Annotated in this window: 14 protein-coding genes and 1 riboswitch; of the genes, 8 read left to right on the forward strand and 6 right to left on the reverse strand. The window is 75.5% G+C overall.

Annotated features, from left to right (window positions below):
* Positions 1-137: 137 nt before the first annotated feature.
* Entirely contained in the window at positions 138-1,175 is a 1,038-nt protein-coding gene (locus E4P43_RS13905) for a uroporphyrinogen decarboxylase family protein (protein WP_135146060.1), read from the forward strand.
* A 158-nt stretch (positions 1,176-1,333) separates the two neighbouring features.
* Here E4P43_RS13905 and E4P43_RS13910 read toward each other — a convergent pair whose 3' ends face one another.
* Complete coding sequence (locus E4P43_RS13910; RefSeq protein ID WP_135146061.1) at positions 1,334-2,797, reverse strand: protein adenylyltransferase SelO; 1,464 nt, start codon at positions 2,795-2,797, stop codon at positions 1,334-1,336.
* A gap of 184 nt (positions 2,798-2,981) precedes the next feature.
* On the opposite strand from E4P43_RS13910, the gene E4P43_RS13915 reads away from it, so the two are divergent.
* Complete coding sequence (locus E4P43_RS13915; protein ID WP_135146062.1) at positions 2,982-4,586, forward strand: methyl-accepting chemotaxis protein; 1,605 nt, start codon at positions 2,982-2,984, stop codon at positions 4,584-4,586.
* A gap of 36 nt (positions 4,587-4,622) precedes the next feature.
* Here the strand turns inward: E4P43_RS13915 and E4P43_RS13920 are convergent, their stop codons facing one another.
* Complete coding sequence (locus tag E4P43_RS13920; RefSeq protein ID WP_135146063.1) at positions 4,623-5,435, reverse strand: TSUP family transporter; 813 nt, start codon at positions 5,433-5,435, stop codon at positions 4,623-4,625.
* Positions 5,436-5,487: 52 nt separating this feature from the next.
* A complete protein-coding gene (locus E4P43_RS13925) occupies positions 5,488-7,125 on the reverse strand; it encodes a bifunctional 3'-5' exonuclease/DNA polymerase (protein ID WP_209313885.1) in 1,638 nt (545 codons plus the stop codon).
* 64 nt (positions 7,126-7,189) lie between these two features.
* Here E4P43_RS13925 and E4P43_RS13930 point away from each other — a divergent pair, with 64 nt between their 5' ends.
* The 5 genes from E4P43_RS13930 (at position 7,190) to E4P43_RS19965 (ending at position 10,380) form a co-directional block, all read left to right on the forward strand.
* Positions 7,190-7,477, forward strand: a complete 288-nt coding sequence (locus E4P43_RS13930) for a hypothetical protein (RefSeq protein WP_135146065.1) — start codon at positions 7,190-7,192, stop codon at positions 7,475-7,477.
* Between the two features lie 9 nt (positions 7,478-7,486).
* On the forward strand, positions 7,487-8,419 hold the full coding sequence (locus E4P43_RS13935; protein ID WP_135146066.1) for an MBL fold metallo-hydrolase: 933 nt from the start codon (positions 7,487-7,489) through the stop codon (positions 8,417-8,419).
* A gap of 109 nt (positions 8,420-8,528) precedes the next feature.
* A complete protein-coding gene (locus E4P43_RS13940) occupies positions 8,529-9,791 on the forward strand; it encodes a multidrug effflux MFS transporter (protein ID WP_245159131.1) in 1,263 nt (420 codons plus the stop codon).
* Positions 9,792-9,822: 31 nt separating this feature from the next.
* Positions 9,823-10,182: an ArsC/Spx/MgsR family protein gene (locus tag E4P43_RS13945; RefSeq protein WP_135146067.1), complete on the forward strand. Its 360-nt coding sequence runs from the start codon at positions 9,823-9,825 to the stop codon at positions 10,180-10,182.
* 42 nt (positions 10,183-10,224) lie between these two features.
* A complete protein-coding gene (locus E4P43_RS19965) occupies positions 10,225-10,380 on the forward strand; it encodes a hypothetical protein (protein ID WP_167759183.1) in 156 nt (51 codons plus the stop codon).
* A 28-nt stretch (positions 10,381-10,408) separates the two neighbouring features.
* Here E4P43_RS19965 and E4P43_RS13950 read toward each other — a convergent pair whose 3' ends face one another.
* A complete protein-coding gene (locus E4P43_RS13950) occupies positions 10,409-11,269 on the reverse strand; it encodes a hypothetical protein (RefSeq protein WP_135146068.1) in 861 nt (286 codons plus the stop codon).
* Between the two features lie 264 nt (positions 11,270-11,533).
* Positions 11,534-11,695: riboswitch (cyclic di-AMP (ydaO/yuaA leader) on the reverse strand.
* 238 nt (positions 11,696-11,933) lie between these two features.
* On the opposite strand from E4P43_RS13950, the gene E4P43_RS13955 reads away from it, so the two are divergent.
* Positions 11,934-13,583, forward strand: a complete 1,650-nt coding sequence (locus E4P43_RS13955; RefSeq protein WP_245159132.1) for a GGDEF domain-containing protein — start codon at positions 11,934-11,936, stop codon at positions 13,581-13,583.
* 28 nt (positions 13,584-13,611) lie between these two features.
* Here the strand turns inward: E4P43_RS13955 and E4P43_RS13960 are convergent, their stop codons facing one another.
* Positions 13,612-14,448: a CoA ester lyase gene (locus tag E4P43_RS13960; protein WP_135146069.1), complete on the reverse strand. Its 837-nt coding sequence runs from the start codon at positions 14,446-14,448 to the stop codon at positions 13,612-13,614.
* Between the two features lie 69 nt (positions 14,449-14,517).
* A complete protein-coding gene (locus tag E4P43_RS13965) occupies positions 14,518-15,963 on the reverse strand; it encodes a lipase maturation factor family protein (RefSeq protein WP_135146070.1) in 1,446 nt (481 codons plus the stop codon).
* Positions 15,964-16,056 lie beyond the last annotated feature (93 nt).

Here is a 16,056-nt window from a genome sequence, read left to right on the forward strand (position 1 = left end):
GGCCGCGGGCCGCGCGCTGGGTGGCCGGCAGGGTGGTCCGCGCGGGCGCTCCCGCCGCGGCTGAGCCGCGGGAGCGGCGGCAGCGGGGCTGCGGAAGGATCGCAGCCGACCGCAGCACCGACCGCCCGGAGGCACCGATGACCGCTCAGCTCCCACCGCTGCCCACCATGGTCGTCGGAAGCCTGCCGCAGCCGGACTGGCTGATCGACCGCGACCGGCTGAGCCACCAGTTCCCGCCCCGGGTCCGGGCGGCGGAGCTGTGGCGGGTGCCGGCGGAGCTCCTCGCCGAGGCGCAGGACGACGCCACGCTGGTGGCCATCCGCGCGCAGGAGGAGGCCGGGCTCGACGTCCTCACCGACGGCGAGATCCGCCGCGAGTCCTACTCCAACCACTTCGCCACCGCGCTCGAGGGGCTGGACCTCGACAACCCGGGCAGCGTGCGCAACCGGTCGGGCCTGGACATCCCGGTGCCCCGGGTCGTCGGCGAGATCCGGCGGCCGCGGCCGGTCCAGGTCGAGGACGTCCGGTTCCTCCGCGCGCACACCGACCGCGCCGTCAAGATCACCGTGCCGGGCCCGTTCACCATGGCGCAGCAGGCCCAGAACGACCACTACCCCGACGACCGCGCCCTCGCGCTGGCCTACGCCGACGTCGTCCGGGAGGAGATCGCCGACCTCTTCGCCGCGGGCGCCGACATCGTGCAGGTGGACGAGCCGTGGCTGCAGGCCCGTCCGGAGGTCGCCCGGAAGTACGGTGCCGAGGCGCTGACCCGGGCGATCGAGGGCGCCGCCGGGCCGGTGCACGTCCACCTCTGCTTCGGCTACGCCGCGATGGTCGCCGAGCGCCCCGAGGGCTACTCGTTCCTGCCCGAGCTCGCCGACACCCCCGCGCACACGGTCTCCGTGGAGACCGCGCAGTCGCACCTGGACCCGGCGTCGCTGCGGCCGCTGCGCGGCAAGGGCATCGCGCTCGGCGTCCTCGACCTCTCCACGCCCGAGGTGGAGTCGCCCGAGGTCGTCGCCGACCGGGTCCGCCGGGCCCTGGACGACGTCGACGTCGACAAGCTGGTGCTCTCCAGCGACTGCGGCCTCAAGTACCTGCCGCGCGCCGCCGCCGCGGGCAAGATGCGCTCGCTCGCGCAGGCCGCAGCCGTGCTCCGCGCCGAGCTGGGCTGACCCCGAGGAGTCCTGGGTGGAGTGTGGGTCGAGCCGCCCGGCCGACCGTTGAGCCGTGCCCTGGCGCGGCCTACCGGTCGGCGAAGCGGGTCAACCCGGTTCCCGTACCGGAGCCGAGCACCAGGACCCGGTCAGCCACAGCGCCGAGCTGGGCTGACTCAGGTCCCGCAGAAGGTGACGTAGGAGCCGAAGGCCTCCGGCGCGGCCTCGGCGTACCGCTCCAGGCCGGGGCGCTCGTCGAACGGCCGGGCCAGCACCTCGAGCAGCTGCCGGAGCGGGTCGAGGTCGTCGGCGGTGGCCGCGGTGAGCGCCTGCTCGACCAGGTGGTTGCGCGGGATGTAGACGGGGTTGGTGCGGTCCATGACCGCGGCGTCCGGCCCCACCCCCCGCCACCGCTCCAGCCAGGCGTCGAGCCCGGCCAGGTCGAGCACCAGCAGTCGGGCCGGCTCGGCGTCGCCGCGCGCGGCGTCGCCCAGCCGGCGGAAGAACGTGGTGTGGTCCACCTTGTTCTCCCGCATGAGGGCCTGCAGGTCGTCGACCAGCCCCGTGGCGACGGTGTCGTCCAGCCCCTCGGGCAGCCCCAGCTTGGCCCGCATGCCGGCCGTCCAGGCCGCGTTGTAGCGGCCGCGGAAGGTGCCCAGGGCCTCGGTCGCCATCGCGACGGCGGCCTCGGAGTCGTCGGCGAACAGCGGCAGCATCGCCTCGGCGAGCCGGGCCAGGTTCCACTCGGCGACGACCGGCTGGTTGCCGTAGGCGTAGCGGCCGGCGTGGTCGATGGAGCTGTAGACGGTCGCCGGGTCGAAGACGTCGAGGAAGGCGCAGGGCCCGTAGTCGATGGTCTCGCCGGAGATCGTCACGTTGTCGGTGTTCATGACGCCGTGCACGAAGCCGACGAGCATCCATCGGGCGACGAGCTCGGCCTGCACCTGGAGCACCTGCTCGTACAGCGCCAGGTAGGGCTGCTCGGCACCGGCGGCGGCCGGGTGGTGGCGGGCGATCGCGTGGTCGGCGAGCCGGCGCAGCAGGTCGACGTCGCCGGTGGAGGCGGCGTACTGGAAGCTGCCCACCCGCAGGTGGCTGCTCGCGACCCGGGCGAGGACGGCGCCGGGCAGGACGGTCTCGCGGCGGACGCCCCGGCCGGTGGCGACCACCGCGAGGGAGCGGGTGGTCGGGATGCCGAGGGCGTGCATCGCCTCGCTGACGACGTACTCGCGCAGCATCGGCCCGACGGCGGCCAGCCCGTCACCTCCGCGGGCAAGGGGGGTGCGGCCGGAGCCCTTGAGATGCAGGTCGCGCAGCCGGCCCTCGGCGTCGGTGAGCTCGCCCAGGAGCAGCGCCCGCCCGTCACCGAGGCGCGGGCTGTAGCCGCCGAACTGGTGGCCGGCGTAGACCTGCGCGACGGGCGTGGCGCCCGCGGGCACGGCCGCCCCCACCAGCAGCCGGACGCCGTCGACGCTGCGCAGCTCGGCCGGGTCGAGCCCCAGCTCGGTCGCCAGGGCGTCGTTGAGCACGAGCAGCCGGGGCTGCGGCGCCTCCTCGGCCTGCCAGCGCACGGCCAGCTCGGGCAGCTCGGTGGCGAAGCGGTCCCCGAGGGCCAGGGTCGGGCCGGGTGCGACGGTCACGCCTCCGAGCGTACGTACGGGGCGGCTTCCGCGCCGTCCCCGGACGAGGGCCGCCCGGCCCCTCCCCGGCCACCCCCTTGGAGGGAGGCCCCGATTGGATTGCGCGTAACTCAGCGTGGCGCTGCGAATACAGCGTGTACGAGACCGACCGCGGTCTCACCGATCGAGCCCCGGAGGGCACACCGTGCGCGCAACACCCGTCCGCTCAGCGTTCCGCGACGCCAGCATCAGGACCAAGATCGTGGCGGCCGTCGCCGTCGCCGTGGCCGTCGCCGTCGCCGTCGGCGTCCTGGGAGTGCGCAGCCTCTCGCACACCGCCGAGGCGACGCAGACCATGTACGACAAGCAGCTGGTCGGGACCGCCGAGGTCGAGTCGGTCCGCACGGAGTTCTACGCCCTGCGCCAGGCCGCCACCAACTACGCGGTGGCCACCGACGCCGCCGACCGGGAGCGCTACCTGGCCGCCCGCGAGACCGCCTACGCCGAGCTCGACGCCGCCGCCGACCGGTACCTGGCCACCAACCCCTCTCCCGCCGGCCGGGCGCTGGTCGCCTCGGTGCGCGAGGGCATCGCCGAGTACCGCCAGGGCATGGGGGCGCTCGACGCGCTGGCCGACGCCCGCGACCTGGACGGGTGGTCCGACGCGCGCGAGGCCACCATCACCCCGGTCGCCACCCGCGTGATGGCCGACATCGACCAGCTGGCCACCCAGCGGCGCGCGAACGCCACCGCCAGCGCCGAGGCCGCGATGGCCGAGTACGAGCGCACCCGCCTGGTCCTGGTCGTCGTGATCGCGCTCGGTGCGGCCGCCGCCCTGGGGCTCGGCGTGCTCGTCGCCCGCGGCATCACCGGCGGGCTGCGCCGGGTCCAGGCGACCGCGGAGGCCCTCGCCGAGGGCGACCTGACCCGCACCGCCGGCCTGGAGAGCCGCGACGAGCTGGGCCGGACGGCCGCGGCCCTGGACGGCGCGCTCGGCGAGCTCCGCTCCGTCATGGGCGCGGTGGCCGGCTCGGCCGACGCCGTCGCCGCCTCCTCGGAGGAGCTCAGCGCCTCCTCGGCGCAGATCGCGGCCGCCGCCGAGGAGACCGCCGCGCAGTCGGGCGTCGTCTCCGGCGCCGCCGAGGAGGTCAGCCGGCACGTGGCGACGGTCGCCGCGGGGGCCGAGCAGATGGGCGCCTCCATCCAGGAGATCAGCACCAGCGCGGCGCGCGCCGCGCAGGTGGCGGCCTCGGCCGTCGACGAGGCCCGCACCACGACGGCGATGGTCGAGAAGCTCGGCGTGTCCAGCCAGGAGATCGGCGTGGTCGTGGAGCTGATCACCTCCATCGCCAAGCAGACCAACCTGCTGGCCCTCAACGCCACCATCGAGGCGGCGCGCGCGGGCGAGGCCGGCAAGGGCTTCGCCGTGGTGGCCAGCGAGGTCAAGGAGCTGGCCCAGCAGACCGCGCTGGCGACCGAGCAGATCGCCCGGCAGGTGCAGGGCATCCAGGAGGAGACGACTAGCGCCGTCGACGCCATCGGCCGGATCAGCGAGGTGATCGGGACGATCAACGACTCGCAGCTGACGATCGCCAGCGCCGTGGAGGAGCAGACCGCGACCACCGACGAGATGTCCCGGTCGGTGCTGCAGGCCGCCGGCGGCTCGAGCGAGATCGCCGGCAACATCACCGGCGTCTCGACCGCGGCCCAGTCGACGACCGAGGCCCTGGGGCAGACCCGGGTCGCCGTCGAGGAGCTGGCCCGGATGGCCGCCGAGCTGCGCACGGGCGTCAGCCGGTTCACCTTCTGACCCGGCACGGCGGGGGCGCCGCGCGCGCCCTCGCCGTCAGCCGGCCAGCGCCGGGGCCACGCTCTCGGTCCAGACGTCGACGCCGAGGCGCACGACCAGCGCGGTGACCACGACGAGGAAGGCGATCCGGATGAACCGGCTGCCCCGGCTGGTCGCGGTCCGGGCGCCCAGGTAGCCGCCGAGCATGTTGGCCGCGCCGAGCATCAGCCCCAGCCCCCAGAACACCGAGCCGTGCGGCACGAAGAACAGCAGCGCACCGAGGTTGGTGGCGCAGTTGACGATCTTGGCCTTGGCGCTGGCGTTGAGGAAGTCGTAGCCCAGCAGCGAGACCATGGCGAAGACCAGGAACGACCCGGTGCCGGGGCCCAGGATGCCGTCGTAGAAGCCGATCACCAGGCCGAGGCCGGCGGCGATCCCGTGGTGCCTGCGGCCGGTGTGCCGCAGCGCCGTCACCTCACCCAGCGACGGCCGCAGCAGCGTGAAGGCGCCGATGCCCACCAGCGCCACCACGATGACCGGCTTGAAGACGCTCGCGGGGAGCAGGGCGGCCACGGAGGCGCCGGCGAAGCTGCTGACCAGCGCGACCAGCGCCATCGGCAGGGCGGTGCGCAGGTCCGGTCGCACGCGGCGGTAGTAGGTGAGGGCGCTGGTGCTGGTGCCGAACACCGAGCCGAGCTTGTTCGTCGCCAGCGCCTGCACCGGGGTCATCCCCGGCACGAGCAGCAGGGCCGGCAGCTGGATCAGGCCACCACCCCCCACGACGGCGTCGACGAACCCCGCGGTCAGCGCGGCGAGCAGGACCAGCAGCAGGGTCGCCGCCGTCAGCCCTTCGGGCAGCAGGTCGGTCATCCGCGGGCACGGGGAAGGGCGGCACGCACGACGGCGATCCTCCCCCACGCGCTCAGCCGGCCTCCGCCCAGGACCGGACGACGGCGACGTCGAGCGGGAAGTCGACCGGGAAGCCGCCGAACAGCAGCCGGCCCGCCTCGGCAGCGGCCCGGCGCACCTCCTCGGCCACCTGCTCGGCCAGGTGCTCGGGGGTGTGCACGAGGACCTCGTCGTGCAGGAAGAACACCAGGTGCGGCCGGTCCTCCAGCCGGCCCTCGCCGAGCGCCCACAGCCGGTTGCGCAGGTCGGCCAGCCAGCACAGGGCCCACTCGGCGGCGGTCCCCTGGACGACGAAGTTGCGGGTGAACCGGCCCCACGCGCGCCGCCGGCGGTCCTGCTCCTGCCGCGACCCGGTGGGCTCGGGCGGGTCACCGAGGTCGGCCGGCCGCTCCGCCCAGGCGCCACCGGGCACCGGCGACCCCCGGCCGAGCAGCGTGCGCACCACCTCGCCCCGCTCCCCCGCGCGGGCCGCCTCCTCGACCAGGGCGATGGCCTGTGGGTACCGCCGCGCCAGCCGCGGCATCATGCGCCCGCTCTCGCCGCGCGTCCCCCCGTACATCGCCCCGAGGATGCCGAGCTTGGCCTCGGCCCGGGTCGCGACCGTGCCGGCGCTCACCATGCCCTGGTAGAGGTCGGCGGCCCGGGCCGCCTCGGCCATCGCGAGGTCGCCGCTCATCGCCGCGAGGACCCGCGGCTCCAGCTGGGCGACGTCGGCGACGACGAACCGCCAGCCCTCGTCGGCGACAGCCGCCGGGCGCACCTGGACCGGCACCGACAGCGCCCCGCCCCCGGTGGACGCCCACCGGCCGGTGACGACGCCGCCGGGCAGGAACCAGGACCGGAACCGGCCCTCGCGCACCCAGCTGTCCAGCCAGGACCAGCCGTTGGCCGTGAGCAGCCGGGCCAGCTTCTTGTACTCCAGCAGCGGGGGGACGACGGGGTGCTCGAGCTGCGCCAGGGTCCACGAGCGGGTGTCCTCGACGGGCAGCCCGGCGGCCTGCAGCGCCCGGAGCACGTCGGCCGGGGAGTCCGGGTTGAGGGCCGGCGCCGCCAGGGCCGCGCGGACCTCGCCCGCCAGCCGCTCCAGGATGGCCGGCCGGTGCCCGGCCGGCGGGCGCGGGCCGAGCAGGCCGGTGAGCAGCCGTTCGTGCACGTCCACCCGCCAGGGCAGCCCGGCGTGCGTCATCTCCGCCGCGACCAGCCCGCCCGAGGACTCGGCGGCCAGCAGCAGCTCCAGCCGCCGGCGCTCCGGCGACGCGGCGACCGCCGCCTGCTGGCGCTCGAGCTCGGTGGGCGGGTCCAGCCGGTCGGCGGGGTCCTCGAGCGGGAAGAGGGCGGCCTCGGTCTCGGTCACCGGCTGGAGGGAGTCCCAGCCGGGCGTCGACGCGGCGGCGAGGAGCCGCTGGTCGACGAAGGGCGACCGCCGCAGGACGGCGTGGGCGAGCCGCAGGTCGGTGCACCGGGCGACCCGCACTCCCTCGGCGAGCAGGGCGGGGTACCAGCGGGTCGTGTCGTCCCACACCCAGCGCACGCCGGCGGGCTCGCGCTCCCGGACGAAGCCGGGGAGGCGCTCGGCGGGCAGGCGGTGGACCGCCGACGCCCCGTGCGCCTCCACCACGTCCCCGCGGCGCACGAGGACGATCCGTTCCACCGCCGCAGTCTCGCCGACGCCTCCGACACCCGCGCTGCCCGCCCGGAAGCGCAGACTGGCGGGCATGACCCCGGCACCGCGCGGAGTGGTCCGCCTGCTCAACACCGCCGGTGGACGGGTGCTCTGCCTCGCCGGGGACGTCGACGCGGCCACCGTCGACGCCTTCCTCCGGCGCTACGGCCGCGAGCCGATGCCGGTCGAGGGGGTCGACGCGGGCTCGGTGACCGGGCTGTCGATGCCCGCGGTCGACCTGGTGCTCGACCACCTCGACGCCGCCGAGCGCGCCGGCCGACGCGTCCGGGTGCGCCGCTCCCCCGCCGTGGAACGGCTGCTGGCCGGCACCGACCGCTAGCGTGCGCGCGTGCGCATGAAGCCCGGCCGCCCGGACCTCGGCCCGCGGGCCTCGCTCTTCGACGTCCCGCCGGCTGCCGACGACCTGGGCGTCACCTTCCTCGGGGTGTCCAGCCTGCTGTTCGACGACGGCGAGCACGCCGTGCTCACCGACGGCTTCTTCTCCCGCCCCTCGCTGCTGCGCGTCGGGCTGGGCCGGATCGCCCCCGACGCCGGCCGCATCGGCGCCGCACTGGGACGGCTGGGCCTGGACGACGAGGCCTCGCGGCTCCGCGCCGTCGTCCCGGTGCACACGCACTTCGACCACGCGCTGGACTCCGCGGTCGTGGCGCGGCGGACCGGCGCCGACCTCCTCGGCGGGGAGTCCGCGGCCCACGTCGGGCGCGGCGCCGGCCTGCCCGACGAGCGGATCACCGTCGTCGCACCAGGGGTGCCGGTGCGGCTCGGCACGTTCACCCTGACCTTCGTCGAGTCCGACCACTGCCCGCCCGACCGGTACCCCGGCCGGATCACCGCACCGGTCGTCCCGCCGGCGCGCGCCGGCGCCTACCGCTGCGGCGAGGCGTGGTCGATCCACGTCGCCCACGCCGGCGGGCGCACCGCGCTCGTCCAGGGCAGCGCCGGCTTCGTGCCCGGCGCCCTGGCCGGGATGCGGGCCGACGTCGCCTACCTCGGCGTCGGGCAGCTCGGCGTGCAGGACGAGGGCTACATCCGGGACTACTGGGCCGAGACCGTGGAGGCCGTCGGCGCCCGCACCGTGGTGCTGACCCACTGGGACGACTTCTTCCGCCCGCTCGACCGCCCGCTGCGTGCCCTCCCCTACGCCGGCGACGACCTCGACGTCACCCTCCGGGTGCTCGGGGAGCTGGCCGCGGAGCAGGGGGTCGGGCTGCACCTGCCCACGGCATGGCGCGCCGAGGACCCGTGGGACCCGCGGGTCTGACGGAACGGCACGCCGGTGTCCGAAATGAACCGGCACCTCGGTGGTATTTGCAACCGGTGAGAGGGCCAACGGCGGTCGCTCGAACCGCTGTTCCCCCGAAAGGCCCCCCGTGACCGTCACCGCACCCGCGCCCTCGACCGCGGACGCGCCCCCACGCCCGCCCCGCACCGCCGCCCTGGCGCTGATGCTGGGCGCCTTCGTGGCGCTGGGCCCGCTGACCATCGACATGTACCTGCCGGCGCTGCCGGAGATCCGCCGCCAGCTGGAGACGACGTCGGCCACGGTCCAGCTGACCCTGACCGGGACGCTCGTCGGCCTGGCCCTGGGGCAGCTGGTCATCGGGCCGCTGTCGGACGCGTTCGGCCGGAAGCGCCCGCTGCTGGCGGGCGCGGCCCTGCACGTGGTCGCCTCCCTGCTCGTGCTGGTCGCCCCCGGCATCGCCGCCCTGGGGGTGCTGCGGGTGCTGCAGGGCGTCGGCACGGCGGCCGCGAGCGTGGTGGCGCTGGCCATCGTGCGCGACCTCTTCGAGGGGCGCGCCGCGGCCACGATGCTGTCCCGGCTGTTCCTCGTCATGGGCGTCGCGCCCGTGCTCGCGCCGACGCTGGGCGGGGAGGTCCTGCGCTTCACCTCGTGGCGCGGGGTGTTCGCCGTGCTCGCCCTGTACGGCGTGGTCGTCCTCGTCGTCGGGTCCCTCGCGCTGCGCGAGACCCTGCCCGCCGAGCGCCGTCGCAGCTTCGGCGTCCGCAGCACCCTGCGCACCTACCGGATGCTGCTCCGCGACCGCGTCTACGTCGGTCTCATCCTCTCCGCGGGCCTCACGATGGCGGCCCTGTTCGCGTACGTCTCCGGCTCGTCGTTCGTCTACCAGCGGCAGTTCGGCCTCGACGAGCAGCAGTTCGGCCTCCTCTTCGGTGCCGGTGCGGTCTGGCTGATCGCGGCCACGCAGCTCAACCCGGTGCTGCTGCGGCGCTGGTCGCCGGCGCAGATCCTGATCACCGCCACCGTGGGCGGCACGGTCGCGGGCGCTGTGATGCTCGCGATCGCCGCGACCGGCACCGGCGGCCTCTTCGGCGTGGCCATCCCGCTCTGGGCGGTGCTCTTCGCCACCGGCCTCGCGCTGCCCAACGGTCCGGCGCTCGCGCTGGCGGGCTACGGGGAGTCGGCCGGCTCCGCCGCCGCGCTGCTCGGGGCGGTCCAGTTCGGGGTCGGCGCCGCCGTCTCGCCGCTCGTGGGCGTGCTGGGCAACGACGCCGTGGCCATGGGCGTCGCGATCCTGGGCTCGCTGGCCCTCGCCGTGCTCGTGCTCCTCGCCGTCCGGCCGTGGCGGCTGGCCGAGCCGCAGGACGGCGTCGTCACCGCCGTCGCCCACTGAGCCGGCCCTCCCCCCGCCCTAGGCTGGGCGGGTGGAGGTCTGGTTCAACCCGTCGTGCTCAAAGTCCCGCACCGCCCGTGACGAGCTGACCGGGGCCGGCGTCGAGGTCACCCTGCGGCGCTACCTCGACGAGCCGCCGACCGAGGCCGAGCTCCGGGACGTCCTGGCCGCGCTGCGCCTGCAGCCCTGGGACGTCACCCGGATGTCGGAGCCGCTGGCCCGGGAGCTCGGCCTGCGGGACCTGCCGCGGGACGCCGACGCCTGGGTCCGGGTGCTGGTGGAGCACCCCCGGCTCATCCAGCGTCCGATCGTGCTCTCCGGCGACGGGCGGGCCTGGGTCGCCCGGGACGGCGGGACGCTGGCCGAGGTCCTCGCCGCGGCCCGGGGCTGAGGCACGGGCGTCGCCCGGGGCCGACCGGGGTAGGGCCGGGTCGTGCCCCGCGAGATCGACCCCCGAGACCCGGACACCCTCTACGCCGAGGGGCCGGTCGCCGCCGAGCCCCCGGACGACGACCTGCCCGAGACCTCGCCCCTGCCCGACTCGGGCGGGACCGGCCCCGGGCCGGACGACCTCGACCGGCTGCTCTGACCCGCCGGCCGGCCCTGCCCCGGGGGCGTCAGCGGTAGTTCACGTGCGGGTGGTCCATGTGGTTGGCCGTGGCGCCGCCACGGTCCTCCATCATCTTCCAGGAGCCGTTGGCCGACGACAGCATCCGCTGCTCCCAGATGATGTACTCCACGCCCAGCTCGTCCCAGTGCGCGCGGTGGTACTCGACGATCGCGTCACCGAGGGCGGAGTTGGACAGGACCATGTAGTCCAGCGCGTTGCCCGACGGGTGGCCGTGCGGGTCGGCGGCGCTGGGCCGCGTGCCGCCCAGGGTGATCCGGTCGGCGCCCGGCACGTTGCTCACCACGGCGTTGGCGGCGGCCTGCACCCGCGGCGAGACCGGCCCGGCGGAGTTGCTGATCTTGGCGATGACGTCGACGGCGGTGGAGGCGGAGGCCGCCGCGGCGCCCGGTGCCGACTGCTGCCGGGCACCGGACTGCTGCTTCGCGGCCTGCGCGGCCGCCTCGGCCTCGGCGCGAGCCTTGGCCTCGGCCTCGGCGCGCGCCTTGGCCTCCTCCTCGGCCTTGACCCGGTCCAGCTCGGCCTGGTCCGCGGCCGCCTGGGCCTGCTGGGCCTGGGTCTCCTCGGCCTGGCGGCTGCTCCGGCTGGCGGTCAGCTGCTCCAGCGACTGCAGGTCCTGCGTGATGTCGGCCGGCGCGGTCTGGGCGCTGAGGCCGAGCTCCTGGGCCACGCTGACCGACTGCGAGGTGCCGGCCTCGGCCTGGGCCGGGGGCTCCACGCCGACGAGCACGTTGACCAGCACCGCGCCGGCGGCGGCGACGCCGAGGTAGAGGCCGGGACGGCGGACGGCGGTGGGCGGGGTCAGACGCGATCGGGTCGAGCGGCCGGACGTGGTGGTGCGGGGGTTCATGGGTGCGAGTGCTCCGTGGAGTGCGGGCGCGCCGGGTCCTTCGGGGGACGCAGGCGGCGGCGGGTGTGCGGGCATCGGCGGCCGGGCCGGGCCGGAGCGGGGGCACCTGGGAAGCGGCAGGGAGCCGGTCGAGCGGAGGTGCTCGGGGCGGTGCGCCCGCGGCGGCGCGGCGTCAGGGACGGCCGCGCGGGATCAGATCCGGGCGCACACCCGGGTCAGGCGGGGTCGAGCATCCGTGCAAGGGCACGCCATCCGGCGGCTCTCCGTTTCTTCCGATGCCGCCTACCGAGTTAGCTGACGGATTCGGGCTCAGAAGTGCCCTACCCGCCGCGGATGGTGCCCGCGGCGTGATTCACCCCAGTACTGCGATGGGTCCCCGGCTCGCCCGCAGTTCGAGAACGGCGCGCGACTCGGCGGCGTCCGCACGGACTCCCCGGCTGGGGACGTGGCGACCGAACGGACAGCGCCACGGTAGCCGTCGTTATGCAGTCGTGACAATCCGAAGCGGTGGATTCGTCGGCGTGGCGCGCGTCGCACCAGGCTCCCGGAGGCCCCGTCGTGTAGGGGCCGGAGAGCGGATGCGCAGGTCACCGGCGCGCCGGTGCGGCGCAGGTCACCCGAGGAAAACGCTCAAGCAAAGGTCCCGGACGCCCGATGAGGTGCTGTGACCACCGTGGCCGAGCGGCCGGACGAGGAGTACGGCTCCCCCGTGCCCGCGTCCGGGAGCCTCGCGCCCGGAGACCTGTGGGCCGCCGTCGCCGACCTGTCGGCCGCGGTCACCGACCTCGAGGTCGTCTCCCGGTTCGAGCGGGAGGACGTCGGGCCGCCCAGCGAACGAGCCGTCACCTGCGCCCGCGAGCTGGGACTCGTCGAGCTCGAGCTGCGCGCCACGCTGGTGCAGGCCGACATCGAGCGCAAGCGCGGGGACGTCGCCGAGGCAGGCCGTCGCGCCCAGGAGGTGCTCCGGTGGGCGGTCGAGAACGACGCCGCGCACCTGCAGGCCCGCGCCCACTTCCTGCTCGCCGGCGTGTTCCAGGAGCTCGGCGACCTGTCCCGCGCGCTCGAGCACGCCGTCCGCTCGGCCGAGCTGCTCGGCGAGGACGCCCGCCCGGAGCTGCGGATCGACCACCACGCCCGGCTGGCCGACTGCCTGGGGCTCAACGGGGACGTCGCCGCGCGGTCCCGGTACGACCACGTCCTCGCGCTCGCCGAGGACCTCGGTGACGTCGACCGCCAGGTCCTGGTGCTCAACAACCGCGCCTACTGCGAGACGATCTGCGGCCACTACGACGAGGCCCTCGTCTGGATCACCCGGCTGCAGGCCGTCTCCGCGCGGCACGACGTCCCGCTGCGCGTCGGGGAGCTCGACACCTTCGGCCGCGTGCTGATGGAGCTCGGCCGGCACGACGAGGCCGAGGCGGCGATGCTGCCCGGTCTGCACCCGGAGGTGCTCGACGCCTCCCGCGACGGCGACGCCGGCGCGGACTTCCTGCTGACGCTGGCCGAGCTGCGCCGCCGTCGCGGCCACCTGGCCGGCGCCCAGGAGGTCCTCGACGAGTGCGTCCGCCGCTGCGACCGGCACGGTCTGACGTCCATCCGCGTGCGTGCCCGGCGCGAGCAGGCGGAGCAGCACGCGGCGGGCGGCCGCTACCGCGCGGCCTTCGAGGAGCACAAGCTCTACGCCGACGAGCTGATGGAGCTCCAGTCGGCCGACCGCGACGCCCGGGCCCGCGCCCTGCAGGCGATGTACGAGACCGCCGAGGCGCGCCAGCAGAGCCTGCGGTACCGGGAGCTGTCGCTGCGCGACCCGCTGACCGGCCTGTACAACCGGCGCTTCGTCGACGACGAGCTGCCCCGCGTGCTGGCCGAGCCGGCCGCCGCCGACGGCCAGGTGACCGTCGCGCTGCTGGACCTCGACCACTTCAAGCGGATCAACGACGAGTGCTCGCACGACACCGGCGACCGCGTGCTGCGCGGCGTCGCCGACCTGCTGCAGGAGCTCGGGCCGCGTCCCGGGGACGCCCGCTGCACCGGGTCCTTCGTCGCGCGGCTCGGCGGCGAGGAGTTCCTGCTGGTGCTGGTCGGCCTCGCTCCCGCCGCGGCCGCGCAGCACCTCGACGACCTCCGCCGCGCGGTCGGCGACCACCCGTGGGCGCCGGTCACCGGCGGGCTGCCGGTGACCATCAGCATCGGGGCGGCCAGCACCGACGGCCTGCTCACCCCGACGCCGTCGGACATGCTCGCCCGCGCCGACGCCCGCCTCTACACCGCCAAGCGCCAGGGCCGCGACCGGGTGGTCAGCGAGACCGGCTGAGCACCCCGGACGCGGCCCCGAGGGGACGTCAGGCCGGCTGGACGCCGAAGACGGTGGCCAGGCGCTCGATCTTGCGGGCGCGCCCCAGCCGCGGCAGGTCGCTGCCGTCGCGGATGACCTGGCCGCGCGCGTCGAAGTCGGCGAGGAAGTCCCGCGCCCACGCCACGTCCGACGGCGTCGGGCTGATCACCTCGTTGATGACCGGCAGCTGGTCCATGTCCAGGCACAGCTTGCCGGTGAGGCCCAGCGACACGGTCACGGCGGTCTGCTCGCGGAGCACCGGGTGGCTGCTGCTCACCGTCGGGCCGTCGATCGGGCCGGGCAGCCCACCGATCCGGCTGGCCACGACCAGGCGGGAGCGGGGGTAGGCCATGGCCAGGTCGTCGGCGCTGGTGCCGGTGTCCCGCCGGTAGTCGCCGCTGCCGAACGCGAGCCGGAAGGCACCGCGCGCCCGGGCGATGTTGACCGACTCCTCGATGCCCAGCGCGGACTCCACCAGCGCCAGCACGGGGGTGGCGCCGCCGAGCCGGTCGAAGGTCTCGGTGACGTGCTCGGCGGCCTCGGTCTTGGCCAGCATGACGCCGAGCAGGCCGGGCGATCCGGCCAGGCCGGCGACGTCGTCGGCCCAGAACGGGCTGGCGTGGTCGTTGATCCGCACCCACGCCGTCTTCTCGCCGTCGGACAGCCAGCGCAGGACGCCCTCGCGGGCCTCGTCCTTGTGCGCCGGGTCGACGGCGTCCTCGATGTCGAGCACGACCTGGTCGGCGCGCGACTCGTGCGCGACGTCGAACAGCTCGGTGCGCGCACCGTTGACCAGCAACCAGGACCGGGCGTCGTCGGGCCCGACCGTTCTCCTTCTCGACACGCGCCCATCCTCGCCCCGATCGGCGCCCGGCGCCCGCAGGCCCCGCGCCGACCGGCGCAGGCCTTCCGGTCAGCGGGAGCGCCGGGCCAGCTGCTCCAGGGACACCGGGCCCACCAGCACCCCGACCGGGGTCCGCACCCACCAGGCGCCGGTCGCCCGCCGCTCCTCCCGGGTGCTGAACCGGTAGCGGTAGAGCCGCACCCGCACCCACCGCGGCGGAGCCTCCGGCGGGAAGGGCGAGGACCGCAGCAGCCGCAGCGTCGGCCGGTCCCCCTCCAGCAGCAGCCGCAGGAGCTCGGTCAGCCAGCGCCCGCCGTACCGGGGGTCGATGCCGACGAACCACATCATCCAGTCCAGCCGCAGGTGGTAGGGCGCGAACTGGGGTGGCCGCCGGCGGACGTCACCCGGCTTGCCGCGGAACTCGTACTCCTGCCAGGTCGCGTCCGGGCCGGCGTGCGGGTCGTCGGTCCCCTCGACCACCACCTCGTGCCGGGTGCGGGTCACCGAGCCGAACGCGCCGTAGGTGTTGACCAGCCGCAGCGGGTCGAAGCTGGCGTTCATCACCTGGCGACGGGAGAACAGGTTGCGGGCCGGCCGCCAGCTGAGCGCGAGGAGCCCCGCGGTGACGACGACGACCAGCACCTGGTGCCAGAGCGGGGCGGCGAGCTCCGCCGGCCGCTCCACCGGCAGCACCGCCTCCCACACGCGGCCGTCGACGACGGAGGTGGCCAGGACGAGGGTGAGCCAGTTTAGCCAGGCGAAGTTGCCGCTGATGACGAGGTAGCCTTGGGTCACGACGACCACCAGGGCGGCGGCGGTCGCCACCGGCTGCGGGAGGAAGAGGCCCCAGACCACCACGAGCTGGGTGGCGTGGTTGGCCAGCGCCTCGACCCGGTGCAGCCGCGGGCCCAGGTGGTGGAACCAGCGGCTCGCCGGGTTGGGCATCGGCTGGGTCTCGTGGTGGTACTCCAGGCAGGTCAGGTCGCGCCAGCACGGGTCGCCGCGCAGCTTGATCAGGCCGGCGCCGAACTCCAGCCGGAAGAGCAGCCAGCGCAGCAGCCAGAGGACCAGCACGGGCGGGGCGACGTCGGCCGGGCCGAGGAGGATGGCCAGGAAGCCTGCCTCCACCAGCAGCGACTCCCACCCGAAGCCGTACCAGGTCTGCCCGACGGTGACGATCGACAGGTAGAGCGCCCAGAGCAGCCCCCAGGCGAGCATCCAGCCCCAGAGCGGCAGCCGGTCCACCAGGCCGACGACGGCCGCGGCGGAGACCGCGATGCCCACCCAGCAGACGGCGGCGAAGAACCGGTCGGACCAGTGCAGGTGGAACAGGCTCGGCGAGCGGCGGAACGGCGTCCGGGCCAGGTACCGCGGGACGGGGAGCATGCCGGCGGTCCCGATCAGCGGCCGGAACTGCCGCAGGGCGGCGACGAAGGCGACCAGGTAGACCAGCGCGAGGCCGCGGGTGAACACCAGCCGGCTCGCCCAGTACCCGGGGTCCGACAGCCAGTCCACGTCCCCTCCCCCGTCGTGCGGCGCCGCCTGCCCGGTTCCCCCTCGCGCCGGTCGCTACGCCTCGACGGACCGCCCGGGCGAGCGATGCGTCCG

The organism is Blastococcus sp. TF02A-35 (assembly GCF_004571075.1).
Taxonomy (GTDB): domain Bacteria; phylum Actinomycetota; class Actinomycetes; order Mycobacteriales; family Geodermatophilaceae; genus Blastococcus.